Below are 25,239 nucleotides of genomic sequence, written 5' to 3'. Positions count from 1 at the left end.
TAAACAAATCCAAAAGTAGAAAAGATGGAAAGAAGAGTGGTAATTACCGGTATGGGGATTTATTCCTGTATTGGCACATCTCTTGAAGAAGTTAAAGATTCATTATACAACGGGAAATCGGGCATAGTGATTGATGAGGATAGAAGAGATTTTGGATTTAGATCGTCTCTAACCGGAATGGTTCCCAGGCCTGAACTGAAAGATATGCTAAACAGGAGACAGCGTATGAGCATTGGTGAAGAAACCGAATATGCTTATATGGCTACTGTGCAGGCGTTAAAGCAAGCCGGGATTGATGAAGACTTTCTTGAAAAGAATGAAGTAGGTATCATGTATGGAAACGATAGCGTTTCGAAAGCTATTATTGATGCTACCGATATTATACGCGAAAAGAGAGATACAGCCTTAATAGGTTCCGGAGCGATCTTTAAATCGATGAATTCTACTGTTACAATGAACCTTTCTACTATCTTTAAGTTAAGGGGCATCAATTTAACGGTGAGTGCAGCTTGTGCAAGCGGATCGCATTCTTTAGGAATGGGATATTATTTGATTAAGAGTGGGCTTCAGGATACCATAATTTGTGGTGGAGCTCAGGAAATCAATAAATATGCGATGGGAAGTTTTGACGGGCTTGGCGTATTTTCTCCTGATGAAGCAGAACCGGCCAAAGCATCCAGACCGTTTGATGTTTCCCGCAACGGTCTTATTCCAAGTGGTGGTGGAGCAACACTGATATTAGAAAGTTATGAGTCGGCTGTTAAAAGAGGAGCACCTATACTGGCCGAAATTATAGGCTACGGTTTCTCGTCTAACGGTGGGCACATATCTACACCTAACGTTGAAGGGCCGGCAAGTGCCATGCAAAAAGCTTTAGATCAGGCTGGGATAACTGCTGCCGATGTAGATTATATAAATGCCCATGCTACTTCTACTCCAGTGGGCGATAGCAATGAGGCAAAAGCAATTTTTGAGATTTTTGGAGAGAAGCCTTATGTAAGTTCTACCAAATCGATGACGGGCCACGAGTGCTGGATGGCAGGTGCCAGTGAAGTTATCTATTCGATACTTATGATGCAAAACTCATTCATCGCACCCAATATTAACCTTAAAACACCGGATGAAGATTCGGCTAAATTAAATTTAGCCACTGCTACAATAAATAAAGAATTTAATATATTTTTGTCGAATTCTTTTGGATTTGGGGGAACCAATTCAGCATTAATTGTAAAAAAGTACTAAAATGGACAAAGCCGTTATTATAGGTAAGATAAATGATTTTTTGGCTGATGAGTTTGAGGTTGATGCCGATACAATAACACCTGATGCTAACCTGAAAGATACTTTAGGACTTGACAGTCTTGATTATGTAGATCTTGTAGTGGCTGTAGAGGCTAACTTTGGGGTAAAGCTGGGAGAGGCTGATTTTGTTGGGATTGCTACATTCCAGAATTTTTACGACCTTATAGAGAATAAGCTGAAAGTACTGCAATAGTATGAGCGAATGGGACGGTAAGTCCAAGGGTAATCTCCTTGGGTATAAAATATTTGTATTTTGTATCAGGAACTTTGGGATAAGGCCGTCTTATGCGGTTTTATATTTTGTTGCGTCTTATTATTTTCTTTTTCTTAAAAAAACCAACAGGGTAACTTTTTACTATTTTCATAACCGCCTGGGGTATTCCAGGGCTCGTGCCCGGAAAATGGTTTTTATGAGTTACTATACCTTTGGTCAGGTACTCATAGATAAAACAGCTATTTCTGCCGGAATGCGCAATAGTTTTACCTATGAGTTTGACGGTATCGAACGATTGAAAAGCCTGTTGGCTGATAAAAAAGGCGGAGTGCTTATAAGTGCCCATATCGGGAACTTTGAGATTGCTGAATATTTTTTATCTGATCTTGACGATAAATTCCAAATTAATTTATTGACTACCGATATGGAGCATCGCGCCATAAAACAGTATTTGGAAAGCATTGCATCTAAATCTTCGGTTAAGTTTATTATCATTAAAGATGATCTTTCTCACATCTATGAAATAAACAATGCCCTTGCAAATAATGAACTTATATGTCTTACAGGAGATCGTTATATGGAGGGGGTAAAACATATTACATATCCGCTTTTAGGTGAAGAAGCTAATTTTCCTTCAGGTCCTTTTCTAATTGCGTCACGCCTTAGGGTGCCGGTGGTTTTTGTATACGTGATGAAAGAAAAGAAACTTCATTATCACTTATATGCCAGAGAAGCTGAGGTTAAGCACCGTGACGAAAAGGCACTGCTTGCGGCTTATGTTGAAAATCTTGAAGGGATGATTAAAAAATATCCTTTGCAATGGTTCAATTACTTTGATTTTTGGCAATCCTTTAAAAAATAGATAAATCTTTAAAGGTCTCATAGTTATGTAGACCATCTTTTCTATCTTTAACGCCTGTTGGAGTGATGAGAAAAACAGGGTTTGTAAGAAAAAAGACAAACTTTTAGATAAAAGATTTAAATGAGAAATGTTCTTGTAATATACTTTTCGCAATCGGGGCAATTGAAAGAAATTGCAGATAATATTGCGAAACCCCTGATTGATGATCCTGAGGTAAATGTTGTGTTTTATAACATTGAAATGGAAACGCCATTTCCTTTTCCGTGGAATAAAGAATCATTTTTTGATGCTTTTCCTGAATCATTCATGCAGATTCCGGCAAGGTTAAAGCCTGTTCCTCAGGCTGTGCTTGATATTAAATATGATTTGATACTGTTTCATTATCAGGTATGGTTTTTATCTCCCTCTATTCCGGTAAATTCATTTTTAAAAAGTCCTGAAGCAAAACAACTGCTTAATAATACGCCTGTAGTTACCATTAGCGGAAGTCGTAATATGTGGTTTTTGGCACAGGAAAAAGTAAAAGCATTGCTTAAGCAAAACGGAGCTTTGCTAAAAGGCAATATTGCTCTTGTAGACAGAGCCGGTAACCTTATTAGCGTTATTACTATTGTGGAGTGGATGTTTAGCGGAAAAAAGGAAAAACATCTGGGGGTATTTCCATTACCGGGAGTGTCGCAAAACGATATTGTGGATGCTGTGAAATTTGGAAATACAATAAACACAGCTTTAAAAAGTAATGATTTTGAAAGCCTGCAGCCAAGATTGCTTGATCAGGAGGCTGTTAAGGTGAGTCCTTACCTCGTTGCTGTAGATAAAAAAGGGAATTATGTTTTTAGCAAATGGACGAAAATTATAAGTAAAAGACCTGATAAACGTAAGAAGTTACTCAGGATTTTTGTGATTTATTTGGTGCTTGCAATTTGGGTTATATCGCCAATTGTGTATATCTTGCACATGCTTACGTATCCTTTTAAAATAAGGGCACACAAAAAAACTGTACAATATTATAAAGGCGTTGAAAGCGCATAAAAGGAGTTTAGGATACTATGTTTGATGTATATATAACAAGAGCGGGAAAATATTTGCCTAACGAACCGGTTTCCAACGATGATATGGAAGGCATATTAGGGCTGATAAATGAAACCACATCAAAGGCCCGAAGGATTGTTCTTCGCAATAATGGTATTACAAACCGTTACTATGCTGTTGATAAACAAGGTAATATAACCCACAATAATGCTCAGCTGACTCATAATGCGATAAAAGAGCTTTATGATGAGGATTTTACAAAAAATGATGTAGAACTGCTTTCATGCGGTACAGCATCTCCTGATAATCTTTTTCCTTCACATGCCGCGATGGTGCATGGACTGATGGATAACAGACCCATTGAGCTTAATGCGTCATCAGGTGTTTGTTGTGCGGGAATGAATGCTCTTAAATACGGTTTTTTAAGTGTGCGCTCGGGCAATACTAAAAATGCAGTATGTACAGGTTCTGAAAGATCGGCTACCTGGATGCTGGCGAATAAATTCAATAACGAGATCATTAATCTTAAGAGTTTAGAAGAGCAGCCTGTAATTGCATTTAAAAAAGAGTTTTTGAGATGGATGCTTTCGGATGGTGCAGGCGCATTGCTTCTTGAAGATAAGCCAAGAGGAGAGATATCGCTTAAGATAGAGTGGATGGAGTCGTACTCTTACGCACATGAATATGAAGCCTGTATGTATGCAGGTGGCGATAAGCTTGAAGACGGATCATTAAAGCCGTGGCAGGATTATGATGCGGAAGAGTGGTTAAAGCAATCTATATTCTCGGTAAAGCAGGATGTAAAGCTGCTTGACGAGCATGTAATGAGACTGGGGTCTTTAAGTACTAAAAATGCACTGGATAAGCACGGAGTAAATCCGGCTGATGTTGATTATTTATTACCGCACGTTTCTTCTAATTTCTTTGGGGGCAAATTATATCAGGCTTTACTGGCTAATGGTGTTGATATTCCTGAGGAAAAATGGTTTTTAAACCTTAGTAGGGTGGGTAATGTAGGGGCTGCTTCAATTTACCTTATGGTAGAGGAACTGATGAATTCAGGAAAGCTTAAAAAAGGGGAGAAGCTACTGCTTGTGGTTCCGGAAAGTGGCAGGTTTACCTATTCGATAGCTTATTTAACGGTATGCTAATGGAACCGATAATTTCAGTACAACTCGTTCAGGATCTGATTCCTCAAAAGGCACCTTTTGTAATGATAGACAAGATGCTGGCTTTTGGAGAAAATACCATAACAGCAGGACTTACCGTAGCTTCGGATAATATTTTTGTAGAAAATGGCAGGTTTAACGAGTCGGGTATTGTAGAGCATATGGCTCAGTCGGTAGCTTTGTATACCGGATACCAGTTTTATCTTAAGAATGAACCTGCGCCTACAGGTTATATAGGCTCAGTTAAAGATGTTGTTATACTGGAGCTTCCGCTTCCGGGTGAAGATATCGTTACCGAAGTAAATGTTTTACATGAGTTTATGGGGGTAACCCTTGTAGATATAGTTACAAAAAGAAATAATATAAAGATAGCTTCCGGGCAGATGAAAACGGTATTAGCACAGTAACAATATGCAAAAGGCTATAGATATACATAGTTATCTTCCGCATCGCGACCCGATGCTTATGGTTGATTTTATTGTTAATATAACTGCTGAAAAGGCAGAGACCGTTTTTACAATTAAAGAGGATAATGTTTTTTTAGATAATGGGGTCTTTTGTGAAGCAGGACTCATAGAGAATGCGGCACAAACCTGTTCGTCTATAGTAGGTAAATCCTATTTGGTAGATGATCAGGCAAAAGATATCCCAAATGTAGATGTTATTGGGTTTATAAGTTCTATACGAACAGTTAAGATACATAAACTGCCCAGGCTGGGGAGTGCAATTACTACAGTTGCAGATCTTATATCAAGATATGATACAGGAGGTTATACTACCTGTATGGTAAACTGTAAAAGCTATTGCAACGATGAGCTGCTATTAGAAGGCGAGATTAACCTATTTATACAGGAGCGATGAAAAAGAGTGAAGTACCACAGGACAAGAGTAATATAGAGTCGGTAAACATGCGCGAACTATGTTATGCGACCGATGAGAACGGGAACTATATCACAGCTTTAAGTTCCGGATGGGAGCCTAAAACCATTGCCCTTAGCAATGCCATCGATGATATCAAGGAACGAACAGAAGAGGCAAGGCAAAAGGTGGCAAACGGTGAGGCAAGCCCAATACTGTATTTTATGGAGTTCAGTAAAATGGATGTGGGTATTCTTGCCGGATATACCGGTTTATGGCAATGGCGTATAAAAAGGCATTTTAAACCAAAAGTTTTTGCCGGACTTAGTGATAAGGTACTTCAAAAATATGCGGATGCTTTTTTGATTACCGTCAATGAATTAAGAAATTTTAAGGGTTGATATAATGAAGACTGATTTTACGCATCACCAGTCAGCGCACTGCGAGAATGGTGTTGCTTCCAACTTATTAAAGCATAATGGGCTAAACATAAGCGAACCAATGGTTTTTGGTATCGGTTCAGGTTTGTTTTTTGTATATCTTCCGTTTATAAAGGTAAATCATGCGCCGGCTTTTAGCTACAGGCCATTGCCGGGAATAATCTTCAGCAGGCTGGCGAAAAGGCTTGGCATTAAGATAAAAAGACAAAAATTTTCGGGCTCTCAGGCTGCAGAAAAGGCACTTGAAGATAACCTGAAAAAAAACATACCATCAGGACTGCAGGTAGGGGTGTATAACCTTACCTATTTTCCGGATGATTATCGTTTTCACTTTAATGCACACAATCTTGTGGTGTATGGTAAAGAAGAAAATAATTACCTGATTAGTGATCCGGTTATGGAAACCGTTACAACCCTTACTGCTGAAGAGCTTGACAGGGTGCGTTTTGCCAAAGGGGCTTTTGCTCCTAAAGGACAAATTTATTATCCGGTTTATATCCCTAAAGAGATAGATTTTAAGAAGGCAATCACCAAAGCTATTAAAGCTACCTGTCGTGATATGCTGGCTCCTATGCCAATTATTGGTGTTGCGGGAATGCGATATGTTTCGAAACAAATTCGCAAATGGCCCGCTAAGCACGGGGTTCGAAAAGCCAATCATTATCTGGCGCAAATAGTGCGTATGCAGGAAGAGATAGGTACCGGTGGAGGTGGTTTCCGATTTATATATGCGGCCTTTTTACAGGAAGCATCGGTAATTATGGAGAGCGAAGCATTAAAAACACTTTCGTTTGAAATGACCGAAATCGGTGATATGTGGCGTGACTTCGCACTTGAGGCATCGCGCGTATACAAAAAGAGAAGTGCTCAGCAGGATGTGTATAACCTGTTGGCCGACAGGCTGCTCGAAATAGCAGGCAGGGAAGAAGAATTCTTTAAAAAACTAAGAAAAGCGGTATAAAAAATGAGCAGCACCATCATTGAAATACAATCGCTTTCTAAAAAATACAAAGACGCCGATTTCTTTTCGGTGGATGATTTGTCATTATCGGTTAAGAAGGGCGAAATATTTGGATTACTTGGTCCTAACGGAGCAGGAAAGACTACACTTATTTCGATGTTATGCGGTTTGATAAAGCCCACATCAGGAAGTTTTACAATTGATGGACTGTCCTATAAAAACGATGCAAAAGCGATCAAGAAGATTATCGGGGTCGTGCCTCAGGAATATGCATTGTATCCTACGCTTACGGCTTATGAGAATCTGATGTATTTTGGCAGCATGTATGGGCTTAAAGGCAAAGACCTGAAACAAAGAATTAATGATTCTCTTGATTTTCTGGGTCTGCTTAAGTTTGCCGACAAACAGATAGAAACCTTTTCGGGGGGTATGAAACGAAGGGTGAATCTTATTGCCGGATTGCTGCATGAGCCGGCTGTATTGTTTCTGGACGAGCCTACTGTGGGTGTAGATGTACAGTCACGAAACGTGATCATAGATTATCTGAAACAGATAAACCAAAGAGGAACTACTATTATTTATACCTCGCATCACCTTGCCGAGGCACAGGATTTATGCAGTACGATTGCCATAATTGATACCGGCAAAGTAATTATAAAAGGTGCTCCTGGAGAGATTATAGATGTAACACACAATGCCCATTCGTTGGAAGATGTGTTTTTATCATTAACAGGTAATGAGCTAAGAGATGAATAAGTTATTAGTATCAATATACAAAGAGATGTTGTTGCTAAGACGCGACATGGGTGGGCTTGTTATATTATTTATCATGCCGCTGTGTCTTGTTATTACCATAACACTTATTCAGGATAGTACTTTTAAGACGGCAACCGAAAGCAAGATACCTATATTACTGGTAGATAACGATAAGGGTGAAGTGTCTCAGATGGTGCAGAAAAACCTTGCCGGTAATGATTCTTTTAGTGTTATTACCCAAAGCAACGGTAAGAATATAGATGAAGCATTTGCAAAAGAAAAAGTATTTGATGGCGACTACCAGCTGGCAATTGTTATTCCTGAAGGATTAAGCTCGGGCTTAAAAACCAAAGTGGAGGAGAATGTTGCCAAAATAATGGAAGGTTTTGGTGCAACGGACTCTGTTACGGCAGCTAAAGCCCAAAAAATAACCCCAAAAGAGGTACGTCTATATTTTGACCCAGCCTCGCAAACAGCTTTTAAAACAGCTGTGAAAAGTACGGTAGACAAAATGATCTCGCAGATTGAAACAAAGTCGATATATGATGCTTTCAGTGAACAGTTAGGAGAAGAAAGTACCGCTGCATTTAAGCAGGAGAGTTATATAAGCTTTAAAGAGATAGTGCCCATGTTCGATAACAAAGAGCAGGTGCCAAACTCTACGCAGCATAATGTGCCTGCATGGACGTTGTTTGCCATGTTCTTTATTGTAGTGCCATTGTCAATAAACCTGGTGAAAGAGAAAAACCAGGGTACTCAGGTTAGGCTAAGGACAAACCCTGTGTCATATGCTACAGTTATTGGAGGCAAAACAGTAACCTATCTGATTATTTGTATGCTGCAGTTTTTCCTGATGCTTGCTACAGGAATGTTTATCTTCCCTAAAATTGGACTGCCGGTTCTTGAGCTGAACGGCACCTTTTTTATGATGAGTCTGGTTGCATTGTTTAGCGGTTTGGCAGCGATAGGTTTTGGGATACTGCTTGGAACTATTGCTAAAACGCAGGAGCAGTCGGCGCCATTTGGTGCGACGTCTGTAGTTATACTTGCTGCCGTAGGCGGAGTATGGGTGCCTGTTTTTGCAATGCCCGAAATAATGCAGTATGTGGCTAAGGCATCGCCCATGAACTGGGGGCTTGAGGCCTTTTATGATGTGCTTTTACGAAATAATTCAATAGCAGAAATATGGCCTTTACTGTTGGCTTTATTTGTGTTTTTTATAGGTATGATAGGCCTGTCTATAATTTATGATGAGAAGAAAAGAGCAATATAGGGAAGTTACAGAGCTTACAGTTAAGCAGGAAATAAGGGTTCGTTTTAACGAAACCGATCCGCTTGGTATTGTATGGCACGGCTATTATATTACCTATTTTGAAGATGGGCGTGAGGCATTTGGCCGTAAACACGGTATTGGCTATCTTGATGTGCATGAGCATGGTTATACCACGCCGATTGTAAAATCAGGCTGTGAGCATAAACTGCCATTAAAGTATGGCGATGTTGCTACGATAGAAACAACTATTGTAGATACTCCGGCTGCAAAAATGATTTACAGGTTTAAAATATATGACGGTGAAGGAAATCTGGCCTGTACCGGCGAAACCATTCAGGTTTTTGTAAATGATGAAGGTCAGATGGTGTTAAACTATCCTCCTTTTTTTGAAGAATGGAGAAAAAAAGTGGGGCTGGATAAATAATGAAATTGAAGAATATATATATAACCCATACCAATTGTATTACCCCGCTTGGCTTTGATGTAGATAGCAATATTGAGGCTATAGCTAATGGTATTACCGGTATAAGCAAACAGGAAAACAGTATGCTGCCCATGCCGTTTTATGCAGGGGTTGTAAATAATGATAAACTTGAGGCTGCTTTTGCTGAAATAAGCAATAATCAATCGTATACCCGATTGGAAAAAATGATATTACTGGCTTTGTACCCCGTATTTCAGAAATCGGGAGTCAAACCGGACAGTAAAACGGCTTTGGTGCTTTCAACCACTAAAGGAAATATTACTTCGCTTTCAAAAGGCAATGACTTGCCCGAGGAGGCTTACCTTCAGGGATTGGCAAAGAATGTTGCGAATTTCTTTGGTTTTAGTACAGAACCTGTGGTCGTGTCTAACGCCTGTGTGTCGGGTATTATGGCAATATCGGTAGCAAAAAGGCTTATACAGGCAGGGATATATGATAATGCCTTTGTGGTTGCGGGAGATGAGGTTTCTGAATTTGTACTTTCAGGATTCAATTCGTTTCAGGCGATGAGTGCCGAGCCATGTAGGCCTTATTCTGCCAACAGGACAGGAGTTACACTGGGCGAAGCAGCAGCAGCAGTATTTGTGACAAAAGATTCGGTTAATGCTAAAGCAGTAGTCATTGGCGACGGATCTATAAACGATGCTAACCACATATCCGGACCATCGCGTACGGGAGAAGGACTGGTTAGAAGCATAGAAAGTGCCCTGAAAGAATCGGGGATTAGTGCCGGAGCGATCGATTATATTTCGGCTCACGGAACAGCGACCCCTTTTAATGATGAGATGGAAGCCATAGCTTTTAACAGGCTTGGGTTGAATGAAGTTCCTGTAAATAGTTTAAAAGGATATTACGGACATACACTTGGCGCTTCGGGATTACTGGAAACGGTTATCGCTCTGGAAGCAATGGAAAAGAACAAGCTTTTCGCTTCGATGGGTTATGATGAACCGGGAGTATCTCAGGCTATAAATGTGATTGAGAAAACAGAAGAGAAGGAAATAAATTACGTTCTTAAAACGGCTTCCGGTTTTGGAGGCTGTAATACGGCAGTGATATTTGAAAAGGCAAACAATGGCAAATAATTATTTTATAACAGATCACTGTATCATAGAAAAGGGAAAGATTTTGCACAACGGGCAGGAAGTTTTTGCTATGCCTGAAGCCGCGTTTCCCGATTTTGCCAAACAAGCCTATAAACACCTGAGTACAGATTATGCAAAGTTCTTTAAGATGGATAATCTGAGCAAATTGTCTTTTCTGGCGGCCGATATATTGCTCAAGGATTATGTTGCAGACGGCTCGAACAATACAGCCTTATTGTTTGCTAATGCATCATCAAGCCTAGATACGGATATTAAATACAATGACTCTATTGCCGACAAAAACGACTATTTTCCGAGCCCTGCGGTATTTGTATATACTTTGCCTAACATTTGCATGGGGGAGATAAGCATAAAACATAAGCTTTATACTGAAAATAGTTTCTTTATATTTGAGGCTTTCAATCCGGAATTTTTTGCGGCGTATGCTCAAATTTTACTGGATACAGCTAAAGCTGATAAGGTGCTGTGCGGATGGGTAGATTTTTTGAAAGACGATTATAAAGCTTTTATGTACCTGGTGTCTAAAGAACAGGGTGCGGCTCATACAAAAGAAAACATACAAACATTATATAACAATTAAGATGGAAGCATTAAAACAGGAATTAAAAGAAAAAATTATCGATGTTCTTAACCTTGAAGACATTGCTGTAGAGGATGTGAATGATAATGATCCGCTTTTTGGCGATGGTCTTGGACTTGATTCTATCGATGCGCTTGAGCTTATAGTAATGCTTGATAAAGATTACGGAATTAAACTTGCCGATCCTAAGGAAGGTAAAGCTATATTCCAGTCTATAGAGACTATGGCAAAATATATCTCTGAAAACCGTACAAAATAATAATGAGCAGGGGAGTTGCCATAACCGGTATGGGAATCATTTCTTCGATAGGTAATTCTGTCGAAGAAAATTTTAATGCCCTGATTCAAAGCAAACCGGGTATTACGGTAATTGAAAACATAGCAACGGTTCATAAGAACGTTATTAAGGTTGGCGAGATAAAAAAGACCAACGCGCAACTTGCTGCCGAGCTTGGCCTTGCTGCTGATAATAACTATTCGCGAACCGCAATGCTTGGTGCTATTGCTGCAAAACAGGCAGTTAATAATGCCGGGATTACAGATATTAACGAATTTAATACAGGACTAATCTCTGCCACCAGTGTTGGAGGTATGGACATGACCGAAAGGTTCTTTTATGATTATGCCGAAAGTGATGAACACAGAAGGTATATCATGTCTCACGATGCCGGTGATGTAGCCCATAAAATTGCCGATCAATTAGGGCTTAAGGGTTTGGTTACTACCATTAGTACAGCCTGTTCGTCGGCAGCAAATGCTATTATGCTTGGCGCAAGGCTTATAAAAAATGGTAAGCTGGACCGAGTTATTGTTGGCGGAACGGATGCCTTATCAAAATTTACCATAAATGGTTTTAAGACCCTGATGATACTTTCGGATACCTATAATACTCCTTTTGATAATGACAGGAAAGGTTTGAATTTAGGTGAAGCGGCAGCTTTTTTAGTGCTGGAAAGTGATGCAGTGGTAAAGCAACAAAACAAAAAAGTGCTGGCCTACCTTTCGGGTTATGGTAATGCAAATGATGCTTACCACCAAACAGCATCTTCGGAAAATGGTGATGGTGCTTTCCTCTCAATGGAAAAAGCTTTTAAGGTATCAGGATTAACTCCTTCGGATATTGATTATATCAATGCTCATGGTACTGCTACACCTAATAACGATCTTTCTGAGGGCAGGGCAATAATCAGGGCTTTTGGCAGTAATGTGCCGGAATTTAGTTCTACCAAGCCATTTACGGGGCATACCCTTGCAGCGGCAGCAGCTATAGAAGCTGTATATAGTGTTTTAGCGCTTCAAAATGGTGTAGTATATCCTAATCTTAATTTTAAGACACCGATGGAAGAATTTGATATTGTTCCGCAAACGGAGCTTAAAGAAAAAGAGATCAATCATGTGCTGTCAAATTCATTTGGATTTGGTGGTAACTGTTCAACCCTTTTGTTTTCAAAGAGCTAATGAAAAAGTGTTATATCAACGGTACCGGATGCGTTTCGTCGCAAAAAACCATTAACACTGCTTTTTTGCAGGATATCATTGTAAACGAAAATGAAAATGTACTTGAATTATCAGTGCCGGATTATAAAGAAGTGATTCCGCCGGCGGCTGCAAGAAGAATGGCCAAAGGTGTAAAAAATGGTATTGTTGCTTCGCATTGGGCAATGAAGGAAGCCGATGTCCATAATTTAGATGCGATTATTACAGGTACAGGAATGGGATGCTGCATAGATTCTGAGAAGTTCTTAAAGGCACTTATTGATAATAAAGAAGAATTTCTTACTCCCACTTCATTCATTCAGTCAACACACAATACCGTAGGAGGGCAAATTGCTTTGGGGCTGGAATGCAAAGCATATAATTTTACGTATGTAAACGGCGCAGTTTCGTTTGAATCTTCGCTTATTGATGCAAAAATGCAGCTTGATGAAGAAGAGGCCGCAACGATATTAGTTGGCGGAGTAGAGGAGAATGCTGAGGCGACAACTAATTTTTTACAGCTTACAGGCATTATAAAACCCAAAGAACAGTCATCCTATAGTGTTCTGGACTCTGATACTTCAGGTGCAGTATTTTCAGAGGGGGCTGTGTTTTTTGTGCTTGAAGATGAAAAAAAGGAAACTACCTATGCCGAACTCAATGATGTGACCATATACAATACCCTTGAAAAAGATGAGGTAGAGGCAAAACTTGAATCATTTCTTAAAGGTAACGGGCTCTCAGTAAATGATATCGATGCTGTAGTTTTGGGTTATAACGGTGATACTTTGTATGATGGCTATTATACGATACTGGCAGACGGTGTTTTAAAAAATACGCAACAACTATACTATAAACATCTGAGCGGAGAATTTAATACCGCTTCAGCTTTTGGGCTTTGGGTGGCTTCTCATGTTGTAAAATTACAAGAGGCTCCGGAGGTATTAAAAGCAAACGATGTTAAGGCTGCCGGATATAAGAATATATTGCTTTACAATCAGTACAGGGGCAAAGACCATAGTTTTACATTAGTGTCTCAATGCTAATCCATAAAATAAATACAGGATTTTTTCTCGCTGTAATTGCTTTTCTGGTTGCTTATTCCGTTTTTGATCCGCTATCCTGGTGGGTTTATTTAATCCCGTTGGCTTTATGGTTTATTATAACAGGATTAGGATCTGCATTTGTTCAGTGGGGATATCATGTAAAGTCATTAAACAGAGGAGAAAAGTCGGGTAATAAAATTGCCATTACATTTGATGACGGGCCAACTTCTGAAACCATAAAAGTTCTCGAACTGCTGAGCAAATATGATGCAAAGGCGACTTTTTTTTGCATTGGCAAACAAATAGAGAAACACCCCGATATTTTTAAGCAAATAATAGATGGAGGCCATATTGTAGGCAATCATACATTTAACCATTTGCCTGAAATGGGATTTTATTCAACGGATAAAATACTTGCTGAGATCGTTAAGACAGATGAGCTTGTAAGCAGAAATGGCTTGCAACTAAAACTTTTCAGGCCACCATATGGAGTTACCAATCCTAATATGGCAAAAGCTCTAAAGCGAACAGGGCACGCTGTTATAGGCTGGAATATTCGCTCGCTTGATACTGTAATAAACGACGAGAACCATATTCTTAAACGTATAACAACACGTTTAGCTCCGGGAAGTATTATATTGCTTCATGATACTTCGCAAAAAACGGTAAATGTGTTGGAACAATTATTGATACTTTTGAAGGAGCAAAATTTAAAGGCTGTTGCCGTAAATGAATTACTAAACATACCTGCTTATGAAGAATAGTGTTTTTTATTTTTTGTTTTTGATTTCTACTGTCTTTGGGGTGGCTCAGGAACAAAAAATGAGTACAGCAGAAATAACCGCTTTTAAAAACGCTGTAAATACTGTTGCTAAAAATACTAAAAGCCTGACCACGGACTTTGTTCAGTACAAACACATGGATTTTCTTTCAAAGGATATAGAAACATCGGGCAAGATGGCTTTTAAGACTCCCGGTATGCTGTTATGGCAATATACAAAGCCTTATCAGTACAGTGTGATTTTTAAAAACAATAAGATTGCCATAAACGATGCAGGAAAGAAAAGCGAAATGAACGTGGGCAACAGCAAGATGTTTGCAAAACTTAACAAACTGATTGTAGGCAGTGTTAGCGGCGATATGTTTGACGAAAATGAATTTACGATTTCTTACTTTAAATCGGCAGAACATACCATTACCAAACTATTGCCAAAGGATGCTGCTTTAAAAAAGTACATAAAGCAAATGGAACTTTATTTCGATAAAAAGGCGAATATGGTTTCTCAGGTAAAAATGATAGAACCTTCGGGCGATTATACTACAATCGTATTTAAAAACAAAGTTGCCAATGCGCAGGTTTCTGATTCTGTTTTTACTAATTAGCAGTTGCCTGCTTACGTCCTGTGCTGTACAGACGGTAAAAGGGCTGGAGGAAAAAACACCTCAGGCTACGACGTATACTACCACCTATTTTTCCAATCCGGAAACGGATTATGTTTACAAAGCCCACATTTCTGTTTACGGAAAAGACTTTGGGGGGATATTTATTGCTAAAAAGATAAATGATACCCTTTATCGGGCAGCCTTTACTACGGAGTTTGGTAACAAGCTGTTTGATTTTGAAATTACAGACAATAGTTTTAAGGTAAATTACATACTTGAAGAACTGGATAAGGGAATAATTGTAAATACGCTAAAACGTGATTTTACGTTATTGCTAAAAGCAAACCACAGTATAAGCGCACAATATGAAAATGAAAATAATATTGTGTATAAATCGGCGGATAAAGGACGCTACAATTACCTGTTTACAGACAAAGCCAGTGGCATGCTTTCTAAAATCGTAAACGCCACAAAATCAAAAGAAAAAATTGTAATAAAATTCAGCGAAGAAAATAATATATTAGCCAGAAAAATTGTAATTGACCATAAAAATATCAGACTTAAGATTTCACTTAACTATATACAATAAAATTACTATGAAAAAACTTTTGTTATTCTCTATGCTGGTTTTTGCTGCGTTTGCTGCAGAGGCTCAGGTTACTTTTAAGCCGGGCTTAAGGGCAGGTGTTAACTTTTCAAGAATCACCGATACTAATCTTGATGGAAAAACTGATTTCTATGTGGGTGGTTTTGGAGCTCTAAAGCTTTCAAGGTTTTATACCCTTCAGCCTGAAATTACCTATTCGAGACAGGGAGCTAAAGGTGATGCACTTGTTTATAATGATATTGATGGAAGTTATTCTCCTCAAAATGTTGATATAAGCATTCAGTATATTTCACTTAGCGCTTTAAGCAAATTTACATTTAATGACAGGTTTAATGTCCATGTTGGTCCTACATTTGACATTGTGGCAAATTCAGGGCGCTATGTTTATAATGATGTTGATTTGGGTATTACTGCAGGTATAGGATATACACTGCCTATGGGACTTACTATTGAAGCACGCGTTAAGAAAGGTATTATTGAGCCTGTAGATTCTTATTATTTTCAGGACAACTACAACTATAATGATGATCTTTATGCTACTAACATCGTTTTTTCGGTAGGAGTGTCGTATAGTTTTGATGTAACAGGCACAACGAAATAAAAAATAAACTGCATATTTGCGGCGAGATTTCAGAATACATTTTAATATATACAATGCTGCTTAAAGATTTTTATACCATAAAGTCATTTGAAAGTACAGATGGCCAAAAATATGTTGCAACGATTATGCTCAATAAGGATCATGATGTGTTTAAGGGTCATTTTCCTGGTAATCCCGTAACACCGGGAGTGTGCATGATGCAAATTATTAAAGAACTTACGCAGCAGGCAGTAAATACTCCGTTGATAATGATAAGCGCCAGTAACATTAAATTTATGGCGCTTATCAATCCGGAGATAAATCCTTTGCTAAGGCTGGAGCTTGATATAGTTACCGCCGATGATGCGACAATAAAAGTGAAGAATACGTCTTATTTTGATGAAACGGTAGCGTTAAAATTAAGTTGTATTTACCGTAAAAATTAGTTGTTTGGACAGATATTTACCAATTTTACTGTAGTTTTAAACAGAATATCATGAAGTTACTGGCGGTTTTCTTTACGGCGTTATTGTTTTTATCATCCGATCTTACGGCAGTTCGCAAACAGTATTTGGGTGCTCCTAACTCACCGGAAGTAACCGAAGAACTTTTCGAATCTGTAAAAGCGGTTAAAGATGACAGTTCTGACAATACTTTAGTGGCCTATAAAGCTGCGGCATATACACTTATGGCCAAGCATGAAAAAGTACTGCTTAAAAAGAAAGATCTTTTTACGCAGGGGGCTAAACTTTTGGAAGCCGTAATTAAAAGGGATCCCAGTAATTATGAAGCAAGACTGCTCAGGCTGAGCATTCAGGAAAATGCACCGAAGATTACCGGATACAATAAGAAAATTGCTGAAGATAAATCCTTTCTTATCAGGAATTTTAAAATTCAAAAGGCCGATCTTAAAGAATATACTAAAGGTTTTGTAAAAGTTTCGGCTTCATTTAATAGTGAGGAAAAAGCGCTGTTTAATTAGGCAACATAGTATTAATATTGCGGTTTTTGGCAAAAAAGATTAAAAAGGTATCTTTGCCCTACCATTTTAAACCAATCATTTGCAATGAGCATAGCTCCACAATATTATAGTTCGATAGACAAGCTAAAGTGTTGTGTTATTATTCCAACTTATAATAACCACAAAACCCTTAAACGGGTATTAGACGGTGTACTGAACTATACTGGAAATATTATTGTTGTTAATGACGGATCTACAGACACAACCACACAGATACTTCAGGAATATACTCAGATTACCCAAATTCATCTTCCGAAGAACAGGGGGAAAGGAAATGCTTTGCGGACAGGTTTTGCAGCTGCACGTACAGCCGGTTACAGATATGCTATAACAATAGACTCTGATGGGCAGCATTTTCCGGACGATATACCTGTTTTAATTGAAGCTGTTCAGGCCGAAGGAGATTTACTGCTTATAGGTAGCCGTAATATGGCTCAGGATGGAGTGCCTAAAAAAAGTAGTTTTGGAAACAAATTTTCTAATTTTTGGTTTTGGTTTGAAACCGGTATAAAGCTGGAAGACACACAGTCCGGATTCAGGCTTTATCCGCTTGACAGGATGCCGAAACGATTTTTTACTCCCAAATTCGAATTTGAGATTGAAGTAATAGTACGGTCTGCATGGAAAGGGATAACGGTAAAAAATGTTCCTGTAAAAGTACTTTATGACATGAACGAAAGGGTAACGCACTTTCGCCCGTTTACTGACTTTACACGTATCAGTATTTTAAATACGGTATTGGTGGTTATCAGTCTTTTGTATATAAAGCCGCGTGATTTTTTCATGAGCTTTAAAAAAAAAAGTTTTAAGCAATTCTTTTTAGAAAATGTACTTGAAAGTGGCGATAGTAATGCAAAAAAGGCGTTGTCTATAGCCTTGGGTGTTTTTATAGGCATTGCTCCGCTATGGGGGCTACAGACTGTTTTTGTACTTTTTCTGGCATATGTGCTTCGCCTGAATAAACTGATTGCGTTTGCATTTTCAAACGTAAGTATTCCGCCGGCAATCCCTGTTATTATATATTTTTCTTTAAAAATGGGATCGTTGTTTATTCCAAATAGTGTTGTTGCCGAAGGAGCAACGACTTTTGATGCCATTAAGCAAAACTTAGCGCAATATCTTGTTGGCAGTATTTTACTGGCTTCACTAATGTCTTTCCTTTTCGGTATGACGGGGTATATTGTGCTTACTGTTTTCAGCAAAAATAAAATTCAGACCAATGCATAAATTCTTTATAGGCATACATTTTTTTGTGACCCGTAACAGGATTTTATCCATTGTTATAGCCTTCGCCTTTTTATTATTGTTTGGCTATTTTGCTTCTAAAATTTCGTTTGAGGAAGACATAACCAGGCTTATTCCTAAAAACGAAAAATCAGATGAAGCAGCTAAGGTATTAGGACAGCTTAATTTCTCTGATAAAATAACTGTTATTGTCAATGCTAAAAAGGGAGTTGCCCCGGAAGAGCTCACTGAAGTAGCGGGAGCCTTTTTAGACAGTCTTAAGGGATATAAGCAGTATGATGAATATGTAAATGGAATTCAGGGTAAGGTTGAAGATGAGAATATTATAGAGACTTTTGATTTTGTTTACAACAATGTTCCTTTGTTTCTTGATGAATCTGATTACAGGAAAATTGAACAGAAACTTAGCTCAGACAGTATAGCAGCAACGGTAAACGCTAATTACAGGTCTATAATTTCTCCATCGGGTTTAGTTACTAAAGACTTCATACTTAAGGATCCTTTTGGGATTTCGTTTATTGGGCTTAACAAGCTTCGCGAGTTGGGTATGGGGGATGAATTCCACCTGCAGGATGGCTATGTGGTCACAAAGGACAATCAAAAATTATTGCTTTTTGTAAGTCCGAAATTACCGGGTAATGAGACTAAAAAGAATACGGCTTTTGTAGATAAGCTCGATGCTATAAAGAATGAGCTGAACAGGAAATTTGAAAAGACGGCAACGGTTGAATATTTTGGAGCCACAAATATTGCGGTAGCTAATGCGAAGCAGATTAAAAGCGACATACAAACCACAACTCTGATTGCCATCTCCCTGCTTATGCTGATACTGATGGTGTATTACCGTAAGATTCTTATACCATTCATTATTATTATCCCTACCTTGTTTGGGGTATTGTTTGCGGTGGCATTACTGTACTTTTTGCGTGGAACCATATCGGCAATATCATTAAGTATCGGTTCGATATTGTTGGGAGTGACTATAGATTATGCCCTGCATATACTTACACATTACAAACACAATAGTGATGTAAAGGTACTGTATAAGGATATAACGAAACCGCTAATCATGAGCAGTACAACAACAGCTTTGGCTTTTTTATGCCTGTTGTTTGTAAACTCGGGAGCACTTCAGGATCTGGGCATTTTTGCAGCGGTGAGCGTAATGGTGTCATCCTTATTTTCATTACTTATCATTCCGCATTTGTATAAGCCTAAAGAGACGGCAGATGTACAGCATAATACGGTTTTAGATAAGATGGCTAAATTTTCTTTTCATAATAATAAAGCCCTTATCGTTATAAGTGTAATTGTTATCATTGTAAGCTTTTTTACCTTTAATAAGGTAGTTTATGATAAAGACATTTCGCAGCTTAACTTTGTTCCTGATGATATAAAACAGGCAGAAAAACATCTTGAGGCTTCTACGAATGTTACTTCAAAATCTTTGTATGTTGCGGTTTATGGCAACTCTGCCGAGGAAGTATTGCAGAATAATAACAACTTGTATTCCCAACTGGAGAGCGATAAGGAAAGAGACAAGTTGTTAAGTTACAGCTCCGTTGGAGGTATTATTTTCTCTGAGAAAGAACAACTGGAAAAGATTAAACGATGGAATGACTTCTGGACTCCCGAACGTAAAAAGCAGGTGAAGGCAGGACTTATTGCCGAAGGGAATAAGCTGGGATTCAAGCCGGAAGCCTATGCTGATTTTTATGGGCTGCTGTCTGCCGATTTTAAACCGGTATCCCTGCAGGAATATTTAAAAATAAAGGCTCTTTTCCTTAATGAGTTTATAACGGTAAAGGACGGTTTTTATACGGTTTCTTCAGTAGTTAAGGTGTCTGATGGGCAACGTGAAACTATTGTCAATGAGCTTTCGCGCAAAAAGAATGTAATGGTTATTGACAGGCAGCAAATGAATGAAACCTTTTTAGGTGGTTTAAAAGACGATTTTAATGCACTCATCAATTACTCGTTTATTGCAGTCGTATTAATACTTTTTGTGTTCTTCAGAAGGATTGAACTTGTTATCATAAGCTGTATTCCAATAATTATTACCGGTATTGTCACGACGGGTATCATGGCAATATTTGATGTAAAGCTGAATATATTCAGTACCATTGTCTGCACGCTGGTTTTTGGGCATGGAGTTGACTTTAGTATTTTTATGACCAGTGCGCTTCAAAAGGAATACAGTACAGGAAAGAACGAAATGGCTACTTACAGGACGTCTATACTGCTTGCAGTGCTAACAACAGTGCTTGGTATAGGTGCGCTTGTTTTTGCGGGGCATCCGGCTTTAAAATCTATTTCTTCAGTATCGCTTATAGGGGTATTTGCCGCGCTGATCATAACTTTTATATTTTATCCTATACTTTTCAGATTTGCGCTTAGCAAAAGGGTAAGTAAGGGCAATGCTCCTTTTGAGCTGAGGACGTTATTACAGTCTGTCCTGCTTTTTGCGTATTACGGTATAGGCTCATTTTTACTTTCAATATTCAGTGTGGTATTTGTCAGGCTTCTTCCTGTGAAGAAACAATGGAAGATCATGGCTTTCCGTTATACCATGTCTAAGTTCATGAAGTCGGTATTGTACCTCAATCCATTTGTAAAGAAAAAAGTACTCAATCCATATAACGAAACTTTTGATAAGCCCTGCATCATTATTGCTAACCATACCTCTTTCCTGGATATACTGTCTCTGGGGATGCTTAGTCCTAAGATTATTTATCTGGTTAGTGATTGGGTATATAATTCACCAGTTTTTGGAATTGGGGTTAAGCTTGCCGGATTCTATCCGGTATCACAGGGAATTGAAGGAGGTGTTGAACACCTGCGTAAAAAGATAGAAGAGGGATATTCGCTGGTTATATTTCCTGAGGGTACACGCTCGAAGAGCAATCATATTCAGCGTTTTCATAAAGGCGCATTTTATCTGGCGGAAGAATTTAAACTGGATATTGTACCGATACTGATACATGGGAATTCGGAAGTATTGCCTAAAGGCGATTTTATTATCTATGACGGCAGCCTGACACTGAAGATACTGGAAAGAATTACACCGGACGATGTGAGGTTTGGCACTGGATATGCCGTAAGGGCAAAAAAAATAAGTGCTTATTTTAAAGAACAGTTTTCACTGATGCGCCACGAGTGCGAGCTCGCGGGTTATTTTATGAGTAAGCTAATGCATAGTTTCGCATTTAAGGAGTCGGATATTGTTAATGAGGTGAAACAAAATCTCAGAAATAAGATGGAAGCCTATAAACATCTGGATAAGCATATTGGAGCAAAAAGTTCTATCTTGCATATAGAGGACAATTATGGTGAAACAGCAGTGTTGCTTGCATTACAGGAGCCACAGCGAAAAATTGCAGCTTATGTAACCGATGAAGAAAAACGGGATATTGCCCGGACAAATTACATTAACAGGAAAAGGGAAATTAAATATCCTGATGCTTTGGCTGATGTTGTGGATGCAAACTACTCTGTTGTTATTATTGACAGTAACATGAATGTTCCTCTTGCTCTGTTGGATAAGGCAGACTTAGTGGTGCTGATGAAGCCTTTTGATAAAGAGTATCCTGAAAATTTCAGGTTTGAGTTGGCCGATGAAGGTTTTGTGATTTTGGTGAAGGAATAGGCAGATGAAAAAAAAGTATGACGTTGTTATAACAGGAAGTGGCTTAGGAGGGCTGGTATGTGCAATCATACTGGCTAAAGAAGGCTATAGCGTGTGCGTACTTGAAAAGAATAATCAGTTTGGAGGGAATCTGCAGACTTTTGTAAGAGATAAGACCATTTTTGATACCGGTGTACACTATATTGGCGGTTTGGGAGAGGGAGAAAACCTTAATAGCTATTTTAAGTACATAGGCATAATGGATGGGCTGAGGCTCAAAAAGATGGATGAGGATGCCTATGATATGATTTCGTTTGATGATGATGAGAATGAATATCCTCATGCGCAGGGTTATGACAACTTTGTAAAGCAGCTGGTAAAGTTCTTTCCGGAAGAAGAAGAAAATCTGAAAGCATACTGTCAAAAGCTTATTGATACCTGCGATTCATTTCCGCTATATAACCTAAAGAACGCAGAGGCCGGATACAGGGAGGACGTAATTTTGCAGAATGCCAAACAATATATAGATAGCATTACCGAAAATGAAAAGCTCAGGGCTGTTTTAGCGGGATCTAATTTTTTATATGCCGGTGTTGAAGATAAATCGCCATTGTATGTGCATGCCCTGTGTATCAACTCATATATGCAAAGCTCATGGCGATGCATAAACGGGGGTAGCCAGATAACCAAACAGCTTATTAAACAGCTAAAGAAATATGGTGGTGAAACCTATAAATATAAAGAAGTAAACGGATTTGGTTTTGAGGGCGACAAACCTGTTTCAGCTAAGATCAAAACAGGGGAAGAGGTTTTTGGCGATATATTTATATCTAACATTGAACCTAAAACCACGCTAAACCTTATTGGCAAAGACAGATTCAGGAAATTATACTATAACCGTATTCAGGAATTAGAGTGTGTATATTCTGCTTTTAGCCTTTACATAGTCTTTAAGCCTGAAACGTTTAAATACAGGAATTATAATTATTATCATTTTAAGGACAGTACAAAAGTATGGAAAGCCATAGAGGCAACACCGGAATCCTGGCCGGAGGCATACATGGCTTCTATGAATGTTTCAGCAAAGCAGGATGAGTGGGCTGAAAGCATGACCCTTATTGCTGCCATGGATTTTAAAGAAGTACAACCCTGGGCAGACACGCACAATACTACTGCTGAAGAATCTGACAGGGGAGAAGCATACTCACGTTTTAAAGAACACAAAACAGAACAGCTTCTTATAGAAATAGAGAAAAAATTTCCCGGAATAAGAGCATGTATAAAATCGGTTCATTCCTCGACACCTTTGTCTTACAGGGATTATATAGGGGTGCATAACGGCAATATGTATGGTTATGTCAAAGACGCTAATAATCCGATGAAGACCTTTATATCGCCTAAGACAAAAATTGATAATTTTTATTTTACAGGACAGAGCATTAATATGCACGGCATTTTAGGGGTTACTATCGGTGCTGTTGTTACCTGTAGCGAAATTTTAGGGAAAGAGTACCTGATCAATAAAATTAACGCCGAATTAAATCAATAAGATGAAAAAGTTTGTATGTTTTGTTGCGTTAGTAAGTACAGCCTTGCTGTTGGTTTCGTGCGGAACATATAATTCCATTCATGATAAGCCGGTAACAGCAGGGTACGATGCTTCCGTTCCGGTTGTGCAAAGACAAAATGACAGTACTCTGCAAAGCGGTAATAATTTTTTGCTAAAAAACAAACAAGGGCTTTGGGAGCTTTATGTAGAGGGGGATCCGCTACAGCGAGGTATGGTAACCGGAGCGCTTTCAGAGGAACTTATCCATTTTCAGGAGGGAGCTTTTTTTAATAAGGTTAAAGATATTGTACCTTCAAAGTTTAAGCAAAAAATGCTGCGTCAGTTCTTAAAATGGTATAACCGAAAGCTGTACCTGCATGTAGAGCCTGAGTATAAAACAGAGATATATGGCCTTTCCCGCCACCTGTCCCACGACTACGATTATGTTGCTCCGGCCTATTTAAGATCGCTTTATTTGCATGCTGCTCACGATATAGGGCATGCCTTAACCGATCTTTCGCTTGTGGGATGTACATCTTTCGCAGTATGGGGCGATAAAACGGAAGACGGTTCACTGCTCATAGCCCGTAATCTTGATTTTTATGTAGGTGACGAATTTGCAAAGAATAAGTTGGTGTCGTTTGTAAAGCCAACCACGGGATATCCTTTTATGTCGGTGGGCTGGGGAGGAATGATAGGTGTTCTCTCAGGAATGAATACCGAGGGATTGACGGTTACCATCAATTCCGGGAAGTCTGATATGCCTTTGGTGGCAAAAACTCCCATATCATTGCTTACCCGACAGATTTTGCAGTATGCTAAAAACACAGAAGAAGCGATTGCTATTGCAAAAAAGCATGAAGTTTTTGTTTCGGAAAGCATTATGGTAGGCAGCGCCAATGATAATAAAACGATTTTGATAGAAGTGTCGCCCGATAAGTTTGGGGTTTATGAAGTGGCTAATACATCGCAACTGATTTGTTCTAATCATTTTCAGAGTGATGCTTATAAAGATGATCCTAAAAATAATTACGCCATAAAAAACAGCCATACCGAATACAGGTTTGAACGTATGACAGAACTTTTAGAGGAACAGGATAAGATAAACCCTGAAAAGGCTGCGGCAATTATGCGAAATACAAAAGGGCTTAACCAAATGGTTTTGGGTTATGGCAATGAAAAGGCAATAAATCAGTTACTGGCACATCATTCTGTTATATTCAGGCCGGAAGAAAGACAGGTGTGGGTTTCAGCTAATCCTTATCAGTTAGGGGAGTATGTGGCGTATGATCTGGATGAAATATTTAGCCAAAAACATAAAGGCAATATTGTATCTCTTGCAATAGATTCCCTCGCAATACCTCAGGATGAATTTGTAAATTCGCAGGAATATAAAAATTATGAGGCTTACAGGGTAGAAGACCGTAAGGTGGATTTAGCCATTAAGAATAAAACTAACCTTGAGTCGTCACGCCTGAGAGCATATCAGGCATTAAATCCTGATTTCTGGGTGGTGTATTACAAAGCAGGGGTGTATTTTTACAATAAAGGCTATTATACCGCTGCCCAAAAGGAATTTGAAAAAGCCCTCACAAAAGAAATCACTACCCTTCCGGATAAAGAGAAAACGGAAGAATATCTTAAAAAAATAAGCAAGAAACTAAATTAGC

Annotated in this window: 27 protein-coding genes; all 27 read left to right on the top strand. The window is 38.7% G+C overall.

Annotated features, from left to right (window positions below; genetic code table 11):
• Positions 1-24 precede the first annotated feature (24 nt).
• The 27 genes from ACFSR3_RS09205 (at position 25) to ACFSR3_RS09075 (ending at position 25,238) form a co-directional block, all read left to right on the top strand.
• Entirely contained in the window at positions 25-1,242 is a 1,218-nt protein-coding gene (locus tag ACFSR3_RS09205; protein ID WP_379820711.1) for a beta-ketoacyl-[acyl-carrier-protein] synthase family protein, read from the top strand.
• Between the two features lies 1 nt (position 1,243).
• Positions 1,244-1,495 carry an acyl carrier protein gene (locus ACFSR3_RS09200; RefSeq protein WP_114759019.1) on the top strand — a complete coding sequence of 84 codons (252 nt, stop codon included), beginning with the start codon at positions 1,244-1,246 and terminating at the stop codon, positions 1,493-1,495.
• Position 1,496: 1 nt separating this feature from the next.
• Positions 1,497-2,378: an LpxL/LpxP family acyltransferase gene (locus ACFSR3_RS09195; protein WP_379820710.1), complete on the top strand. Its 882-nt coding sequence runs from the start codon at positions 1,497-1,499 to the stop codon at positions 2,376-2,378.
• 120 nt (positions 2,379-2,498) lie between these two features.
• Positions 2,499-3,410: a dialkylrecorsinol condensing enzyme DarA gene (locus tag ACFSR3_RS09190; RefSeq protein ID WP_379820709.1), complete on the top strand. Its 912-nt coding sequence runs from the start codon at positions 2,499-2,501 to the stop codon at positions 3,408-3,410.
• 17 nt (positions 3,411-3,427) lie between these two features.
• Positions 3,428-4,561, top strand: coding sequence for a beta-ketoacyl-ACP synthase III (locus ACFSR3_RS09185; RefSeq protein ID WP_114759022.1), 1,134 nt, complete (start codon positions 3,428-3,430; stop codon positions 4,559-4,561).
• A complete protein-coding gene (locus ACFSR3_RS09180) occupies positions 4,555-4,986 on the top strand; it encodes a hypothetical protein (RefSeq protein ID WP_379820708.1) in 432 nt (143 codons plus the stop codon). The genes ACFSR3_RS09185 and ACFSR3_RS09180 overlap by 7 nt, the downstream gene beginning before the upstream one ends.
• Before the next feature lie 4 nt (positions 4,987-4,990).
• Positions 4,991-5,440 carry an ABC transporter permease gene (locus ACFSR3_RS09175; RefSeq protein WP_379820707.1) on the top strand — a complete coding sequence of 150 codons (450 nt, stop codon included), beginning with the start codon at positions 4,991-4,993 and terminating at the stop codon, positions 5,438-5,440.
• On the top strand, positions 5,437-5,838 hold the full coding sequence (locus ACFSR3_RS09170) for a hypothetical protein (RefSeq protein ID WP_379820706.1): 402 nt from the start codon (positions 5,437-5,439) through the stop codon (positions 5,836-5,838). Before ACFSR3_RS09175 ends, ACFSR3_RS09170 begins: the two co-directional genes overlap by 4 nt.
• A gap of 4 nt (positions 5,839-5,842) precedes the next feature.
• Positions 5,843-6,838: a BtrH N-terminal domain-containing protein gene (locus ACFSR3_RS09165; RefSeq protein ID WP_379820705.1), complete on the top strand. Its 996-nt coding sequence runs from the start codon at positions 5,843-5,845 to the stop codon at positions 6,836-6,838.
• A 3-nt stretch (positions 6,839-6,841) separates the two neighbouring features.
• The gene (locus tag ACFSR3_RS09160; RefSeq protein ID WP_379820704.1) at positions 6,842-7,594 is read left to right on the top strand and encodes an ABC transporter ATP-binding protein; all 753 of its coding nucleotides are present in this window, start codon (positions 6,842-6,844) and stop codon (positions 7,592-7,594) included.
• Positions 7,587-8,867, top strand: a complete 1,281-nt coding sequence (locus ACFSR3_RS09155) for an ABC transporter permease (RefSeq protein WP_379820703.1) — start codon at positions 7,587-7,589, stop codon at positions 8,865-8,867. The genes ACFSR3_RS09160 and ACFSR3_RS09155 overlap by 8 nt, the downstream gene beginning before the upstream one ends.
• Positions 8,842-9,291 carry an acyl-CoA thioesterase gene (locus ACFSR3_RS09150; protein WP_169521940.1) on the top strand — a complete coding sequence of 150 codons (450 nt, stop codon included), beginning with the start codon at positions 8,842-8,844 and terminating at the stop codon, positions 9,289-9,291. Before ACFSR3_RS09155 ends, ACFSR3_RS09150 begins: the two co-directional genes overlap by 26 nt.
• Entirely contained in the window at positions 9,291-10,436 is a 1,146-nt protein-coding gene (locus ACFSR3_RS09145; protein ID WP_379820702.1) for a beta-ketoacyl synthase N-terminal-like domain-containing protein, read from the top strand. Before ACFSR3_RS09150 ends, ACFSR3_RS09145 begins: the two co-directional genes overlap by 1 nt.
• Positions 10,426-11,037 (top strand): 3-oxoacyl-ACP synthase, encoded by a 612-nt coding sequence (locus tag ACFSR3_RS09140; protein WP_379820701.1) that lies wholly within the window; start codon positions 10,426-10,428, stop codon positions 11,035-11,037. The genes ACFSR3_RS09145 and ACFSR3_RS09140 overlap by 11 nt, the downstream gene beginning before the upstream one ends.
• Before the next feature lies 1 nt (position 11,038).
• Positions 11,039-11,296 (top strand): phosphopantetheine-binding protein, encoded by a 258-nt coding sequence (locus ACFSR3_RS09135; RefSeq protein WP_114759032.1) that lies wholly within the window; start codon positions 11,039-11,041, stop codon positions 11,294-11,296.
• A gap of 2 nt (positions 11,297-11,298) precedes the next feature.
• Positions 11,299-12,495 (top strand): beta-ketoacyl-[acyl-carrier-protein] synthase family protein, encoded by a 1,197-nt coding sequence (locus ACFSR3_RS09130; RefSeq protein ID WP_379820700.1) that lies wholly within the window; start codon positions 11,299-11,301, stop codon positions 12,493-12,495.
• Entirely contained in the window at positions 12,495-13,559 is a 1,065-nt protein-coding gene (locus ACFSR3_RS09125; RefSeq protein ID WP_379820699.1) for a beta-ketoacyl synthase N-terminal-like domain-containing protein, read from the top strand. Before ACFSR3_RS09130 ends, ACFSR3_RS09125 begins: the two co-directional genes overlap by 1 nt.
• Entirely contained in the window at positions 13,553-14,323 is a 771-nt protein-coding gene (locus ACFSR3_RS09120; RefSeq protein WP_379820698.1) for a polysaccharide deacetylase family protein, read from the top strand. Before ACFSR3_RS09125 ends, ACFSR3_RS09120 begins: the two co-directional genes overlap by 7 nt.
• Positions 14,313-14,942: an outer membrane lipoprotein carrier protein LolA gene (locus ACFSR3_RS09115; protein WP_379820697.1), complete on the top strand. Its 630-nt coding sequence runs from the start codon at positions 14,313-14,315 to the stop codon at positions 14,940-14,942. Before ACFSR3_RS09120 ends, ACFSR3_RS09115 begins: the two co-directional genes overlap by 11 nt.
• The gene (locus ACFSR3_RS09110) at positions 14,908-15,531 is read left to right on the top strand and encodes a hypothetical protein (protein WP_379820696.1); all 624 of its coding nucleotides are present in this window, start codon (positions 14,908-14,910) and stop codon (positions 15,529-15,531) included. Before ACFSR3_RS09115 ends, ACFSR3_RS09110 begins: the two co-directional genes overlap by 35 nt.
• Positions 15,532-15,538: 7 nt before the next feature.
• Complete coding sequence (locus ACFSR3_RS09105; RefSeq protein ID WP_379820695.1) at positions 15,539-16,150, top strand: outer membrane beta-barrel protein; 612 nt, start codon at positions 15,539-15,541, stop codon at positions 16,148-16,150.
• Between the two features lie 53 nt (positions 16,151-16,203).
• Positions 16,204-16,575 carry a 3-hydroxyacyl-ACP dehydratase gene (locus ACFSR3_RS09100; RefSeq protein WP_114759038.1) on the top strand — a complete coding sequence of 124 codons (372 nt, stop codon included), beginning with the start codon at positions 16,204-16,206 and terminating at the stop codon, positions 16,573-16,575.
• 50 nt (positions 16,576-16,625) lie between these two features.
• Positions 16,626-17,111, top strand: coding sequence for a hypothetical protein (locus tag ACFSR3_RS09095; RefSeq protein WP_379820694.1), 486 nt, complete (start codon positions 16,626-16,628; stop codon positions 17,109-17,111).
• An 84-nt stretch (positions 17,112-17,195) separates the two neighbouring features.
• Positions 17,196-18,377, top strand: coding sequence for a DUF2062 domain-containing protein (locus ACFSR3_RS09090; protein ID WP_379820693.1), 1,182 nt, complete (start codon positions 17,196-17,198; stop codon positions 18,375-18,377).
• Positions 18,370-22,041 carry an MMPL family transporter gene (locus tag ACFSR3_RS09085; RefSeq protein ID WP_379820692.1) on the top strand — a complete coding sequence of 1,224 codons (3,672 nt, stop codon included), beginning with the start codon at positions 18,370-18,372 and terminating at the stop codon, positions 22,039-22,041. The genes ACFSR3_RS09090 and ACFSR3_RS09085 overlap by 8 nt, the downstream gene beginning before the upstream one ends.
• 4 nt (positions 22,042-22,045) lie before the next feature.
• Positions 22,046-23,569 (top strand): phytoene desaturase family protein, encoded by a 1,524-nt coding sequence (locus tag ACFSR3_RS09080; protein WP_379820691.1) that lies wholly within the window; start codon positions 22,046-22,048, stop codon positions 23,567-23,569.
• A 1-nt stretch (position 23,570) separates the two neighbouring features.
• A complete protein-coding gene (locus tag ACFSR3_RS09075) occupies positions 23,571-25,238 on the top strand; it encodes a C45 family autoproteolytic acyltransferase/hydolase (protein WP_379820690.1) in 1,668 nt (555 codons plus the stop codon).
• Position 25,239 lies beyond the last annotated feature (1 nt).

The organism is Flavobacterium suzhouense (assembly GCF_042684765.1).
Lineage (GTDB): Bacteria > Bacteroidota > Bacteroidia > Flavobacteriales > Flavobacteriaceae > Flavobacterium > Flavobacterium suzhouense.
This window is presented reverse-complemented; position numbering and strand designations above follow the sequence as displayed.

Bases quoted from the DNA above. Each gene is read 5' to 3' on its own strand.
- ACFSR3_RS09205 (WP_379820711.1), top strand. From the start codon at position 25: ATGGAAAGAAGAGTGGTAATTACCGGTATGGGGATTTATTCCTGTATT.
- ACFSR3_RS09200 (WP_114759019.1), top strand. From the start codon at position 1,244: ATGGACAAAGCCGTTATTATAGGTAAGATAAATGATTTTTTGGCTGAT.
- ACFSR3_RS09195 (WP_379820710.1), top strand. From the start codon at position 1,497: ATGAGCGAATGGGACGGTAAGTCCAAGGGTAATCTCCTTGGGTATAAA.
- ACFSR3_RS09190 (WP_379820709.1), top strand. From the start codon at position 2,499: ATGAGAAATGTTCTTGTAATATACTTTTCGCAATCGGGGCAATTGAAA.
- ACFSR3_RS09185 (WP_114759022.1), top strand. From the start codon at position 3,428: ATGTTTGATGTATATATAACAAGAGCGGGAAAATATTTGCCTAACGAA.
- ACFSR3_RS09180 (WP_379820708.1), top strand. From the start codon at position 4,555: ATGCTAATGGAACCGATAATTTCAGTACAACTCGTTCAGGATCTGATT.
- ACFSR3_RS09175 (WP_379820707.1), top strand. From the start codon at position 4,991: ATGCAAAAGGCTATAGATATACATAGTTATCTTCCGCATCGCGACCCG.
- ACFSR3_RS09170 (WP_379820706.1), top strand. From the start codon at position 5,437: ATGAAAAAGAGTGAAGTACCACAGGACAAGAGTAATATAGAGTCGGTA.
- ACFSR3_RS09165 (WP_379820705.1), top strand. From the start codon at position 5,843: ATGAAGACTGATTTTACGCATCACCAGTCAGCGCACTGCGAGAATGGT.
- ACFSR3_RS09160 (WP_379820704.1), top strand. From the start codon at position 6,842: ATGAGCAGCACCATCATTGAAATACAATCGCTTTCTAAAAAATACAAA.
- ACFSR3_RS09155 (WP_379820703.1), top strand. From the start codon at position 7,587: ATGAATAAGTTATTAGTATCAATATACAAAGAGATGTTGTTGCTAAGA.
- ACFSR3_RS09150 (WP_169521940.1), top strand. From the start codon at position 8,842: ATGATGAGAAGAAAAGAGCAATATAGGGAAGTTACAGAGCTTACAGTT.
- ACFSR3_RS09145 (WP_379820702.1), top strand. From the start codon at position 9,291: ATGAAATTGAAGAATATATATATAACCCATACCAATTGTATTACCCCG.
- ACFSR3_RS09140 (WP_379820701.1), top strand. From the start codon at position 10,426: ATGGCAAATAATTATTTTATAACAGATCACTGTATCATAGAAAAGGGA.
- ACFSR3_RS09135 (WP_114759032.1), top strand. From the start codon at position 11,039: ATGGAAGCATTAAAACAGGAATTAAAAGAAAAAATTATCGATGTTCTT.
- ACFSR3_RS09130 (WP_379820700.1), top strand. From the start codon at position 11,299: ATGAGCAGGGGAGTTGCCATAACCGGTATGGGAATCATTTCTTCGATA.
- ACFSR3_RS09125 (WP_379820699.1), top strand. From the start codon at position 12,495: ATGAAAAAGTGTTATATCAACGGTACCGGATGCGTTTCGTCGCAAAAA.
- ACFSR3_RS09120 (WP_379820698.1), top strand. From the start codon at position 13,553: ATGCTAATCCATAAAATAAATACAGGATTTTTTCTCGCTGTAATTGCT.
- ACFSR3_RS09115 (WP_379820697.1), top strand. From the start codon at position 14,313: ATGAAGAATAGTGTTTTTTATTTTTTGTTTTTGATTTCTACTGTCTTT.
- ACFSR3_RS09110 (WP_379820696.1), top strand. From the start codon at position 14,908: ATGCGCAGGTTTCTGATTCTGTTTTTACTAATTAGCAGTTGCCTGCTT.
- ACFSR3_RS09105 (WP_379820695.1), top strand. From the start codon at position 15,539: ATGAAAAAACTTTTGTTATTCTCTATGCTGGTTTTTGCTGCGTTTGCT.
- ACFSR3_RS09100 (WP_114759038.1), top strand. From the start codon at position 16,204: ATGCTGCTTAAAGATTTTTATACCATAAAGTCATTTGAAAGTACAGAT.
- ACFSR3_RS09095 (WP_379820694.1), top strand. From the start codon at position 16,626: ATGAAGTTACTGGCGGTTTTCTTTACGGCGTTATTGTTTTTATCATCC.
- ACFSR3_RS09090 (WP_379820693.1), top strand. From the start codon at position 17,196: ATGAGCATAGCTCCACAATATTATAGTTCGATAGACAAGCTAAAGTGT.
- ACFSR3_RS09085 (WP_379820692.1), top strand. From the start codon at position 18,370: ATGCATAAATTCTTTATAGGCATACATTTTTTTGTGACCCGTAACAGG.
- ACFSR3_RS09080 (WP_379820691.1), top strand. From the start codon at position 22,046: ATGAAAAAAAAGTATGACGTTGTTATAACAGGAAGTGGCTTAGGAGGG.
- ACFSR3_RS09075 (WP_379820690.1), top strand. From the start codon at position 23,571: ATGAAAAAGTTTGTATGTTTTGTTGCGTTAGTAAGTACAGCCTTGCTG.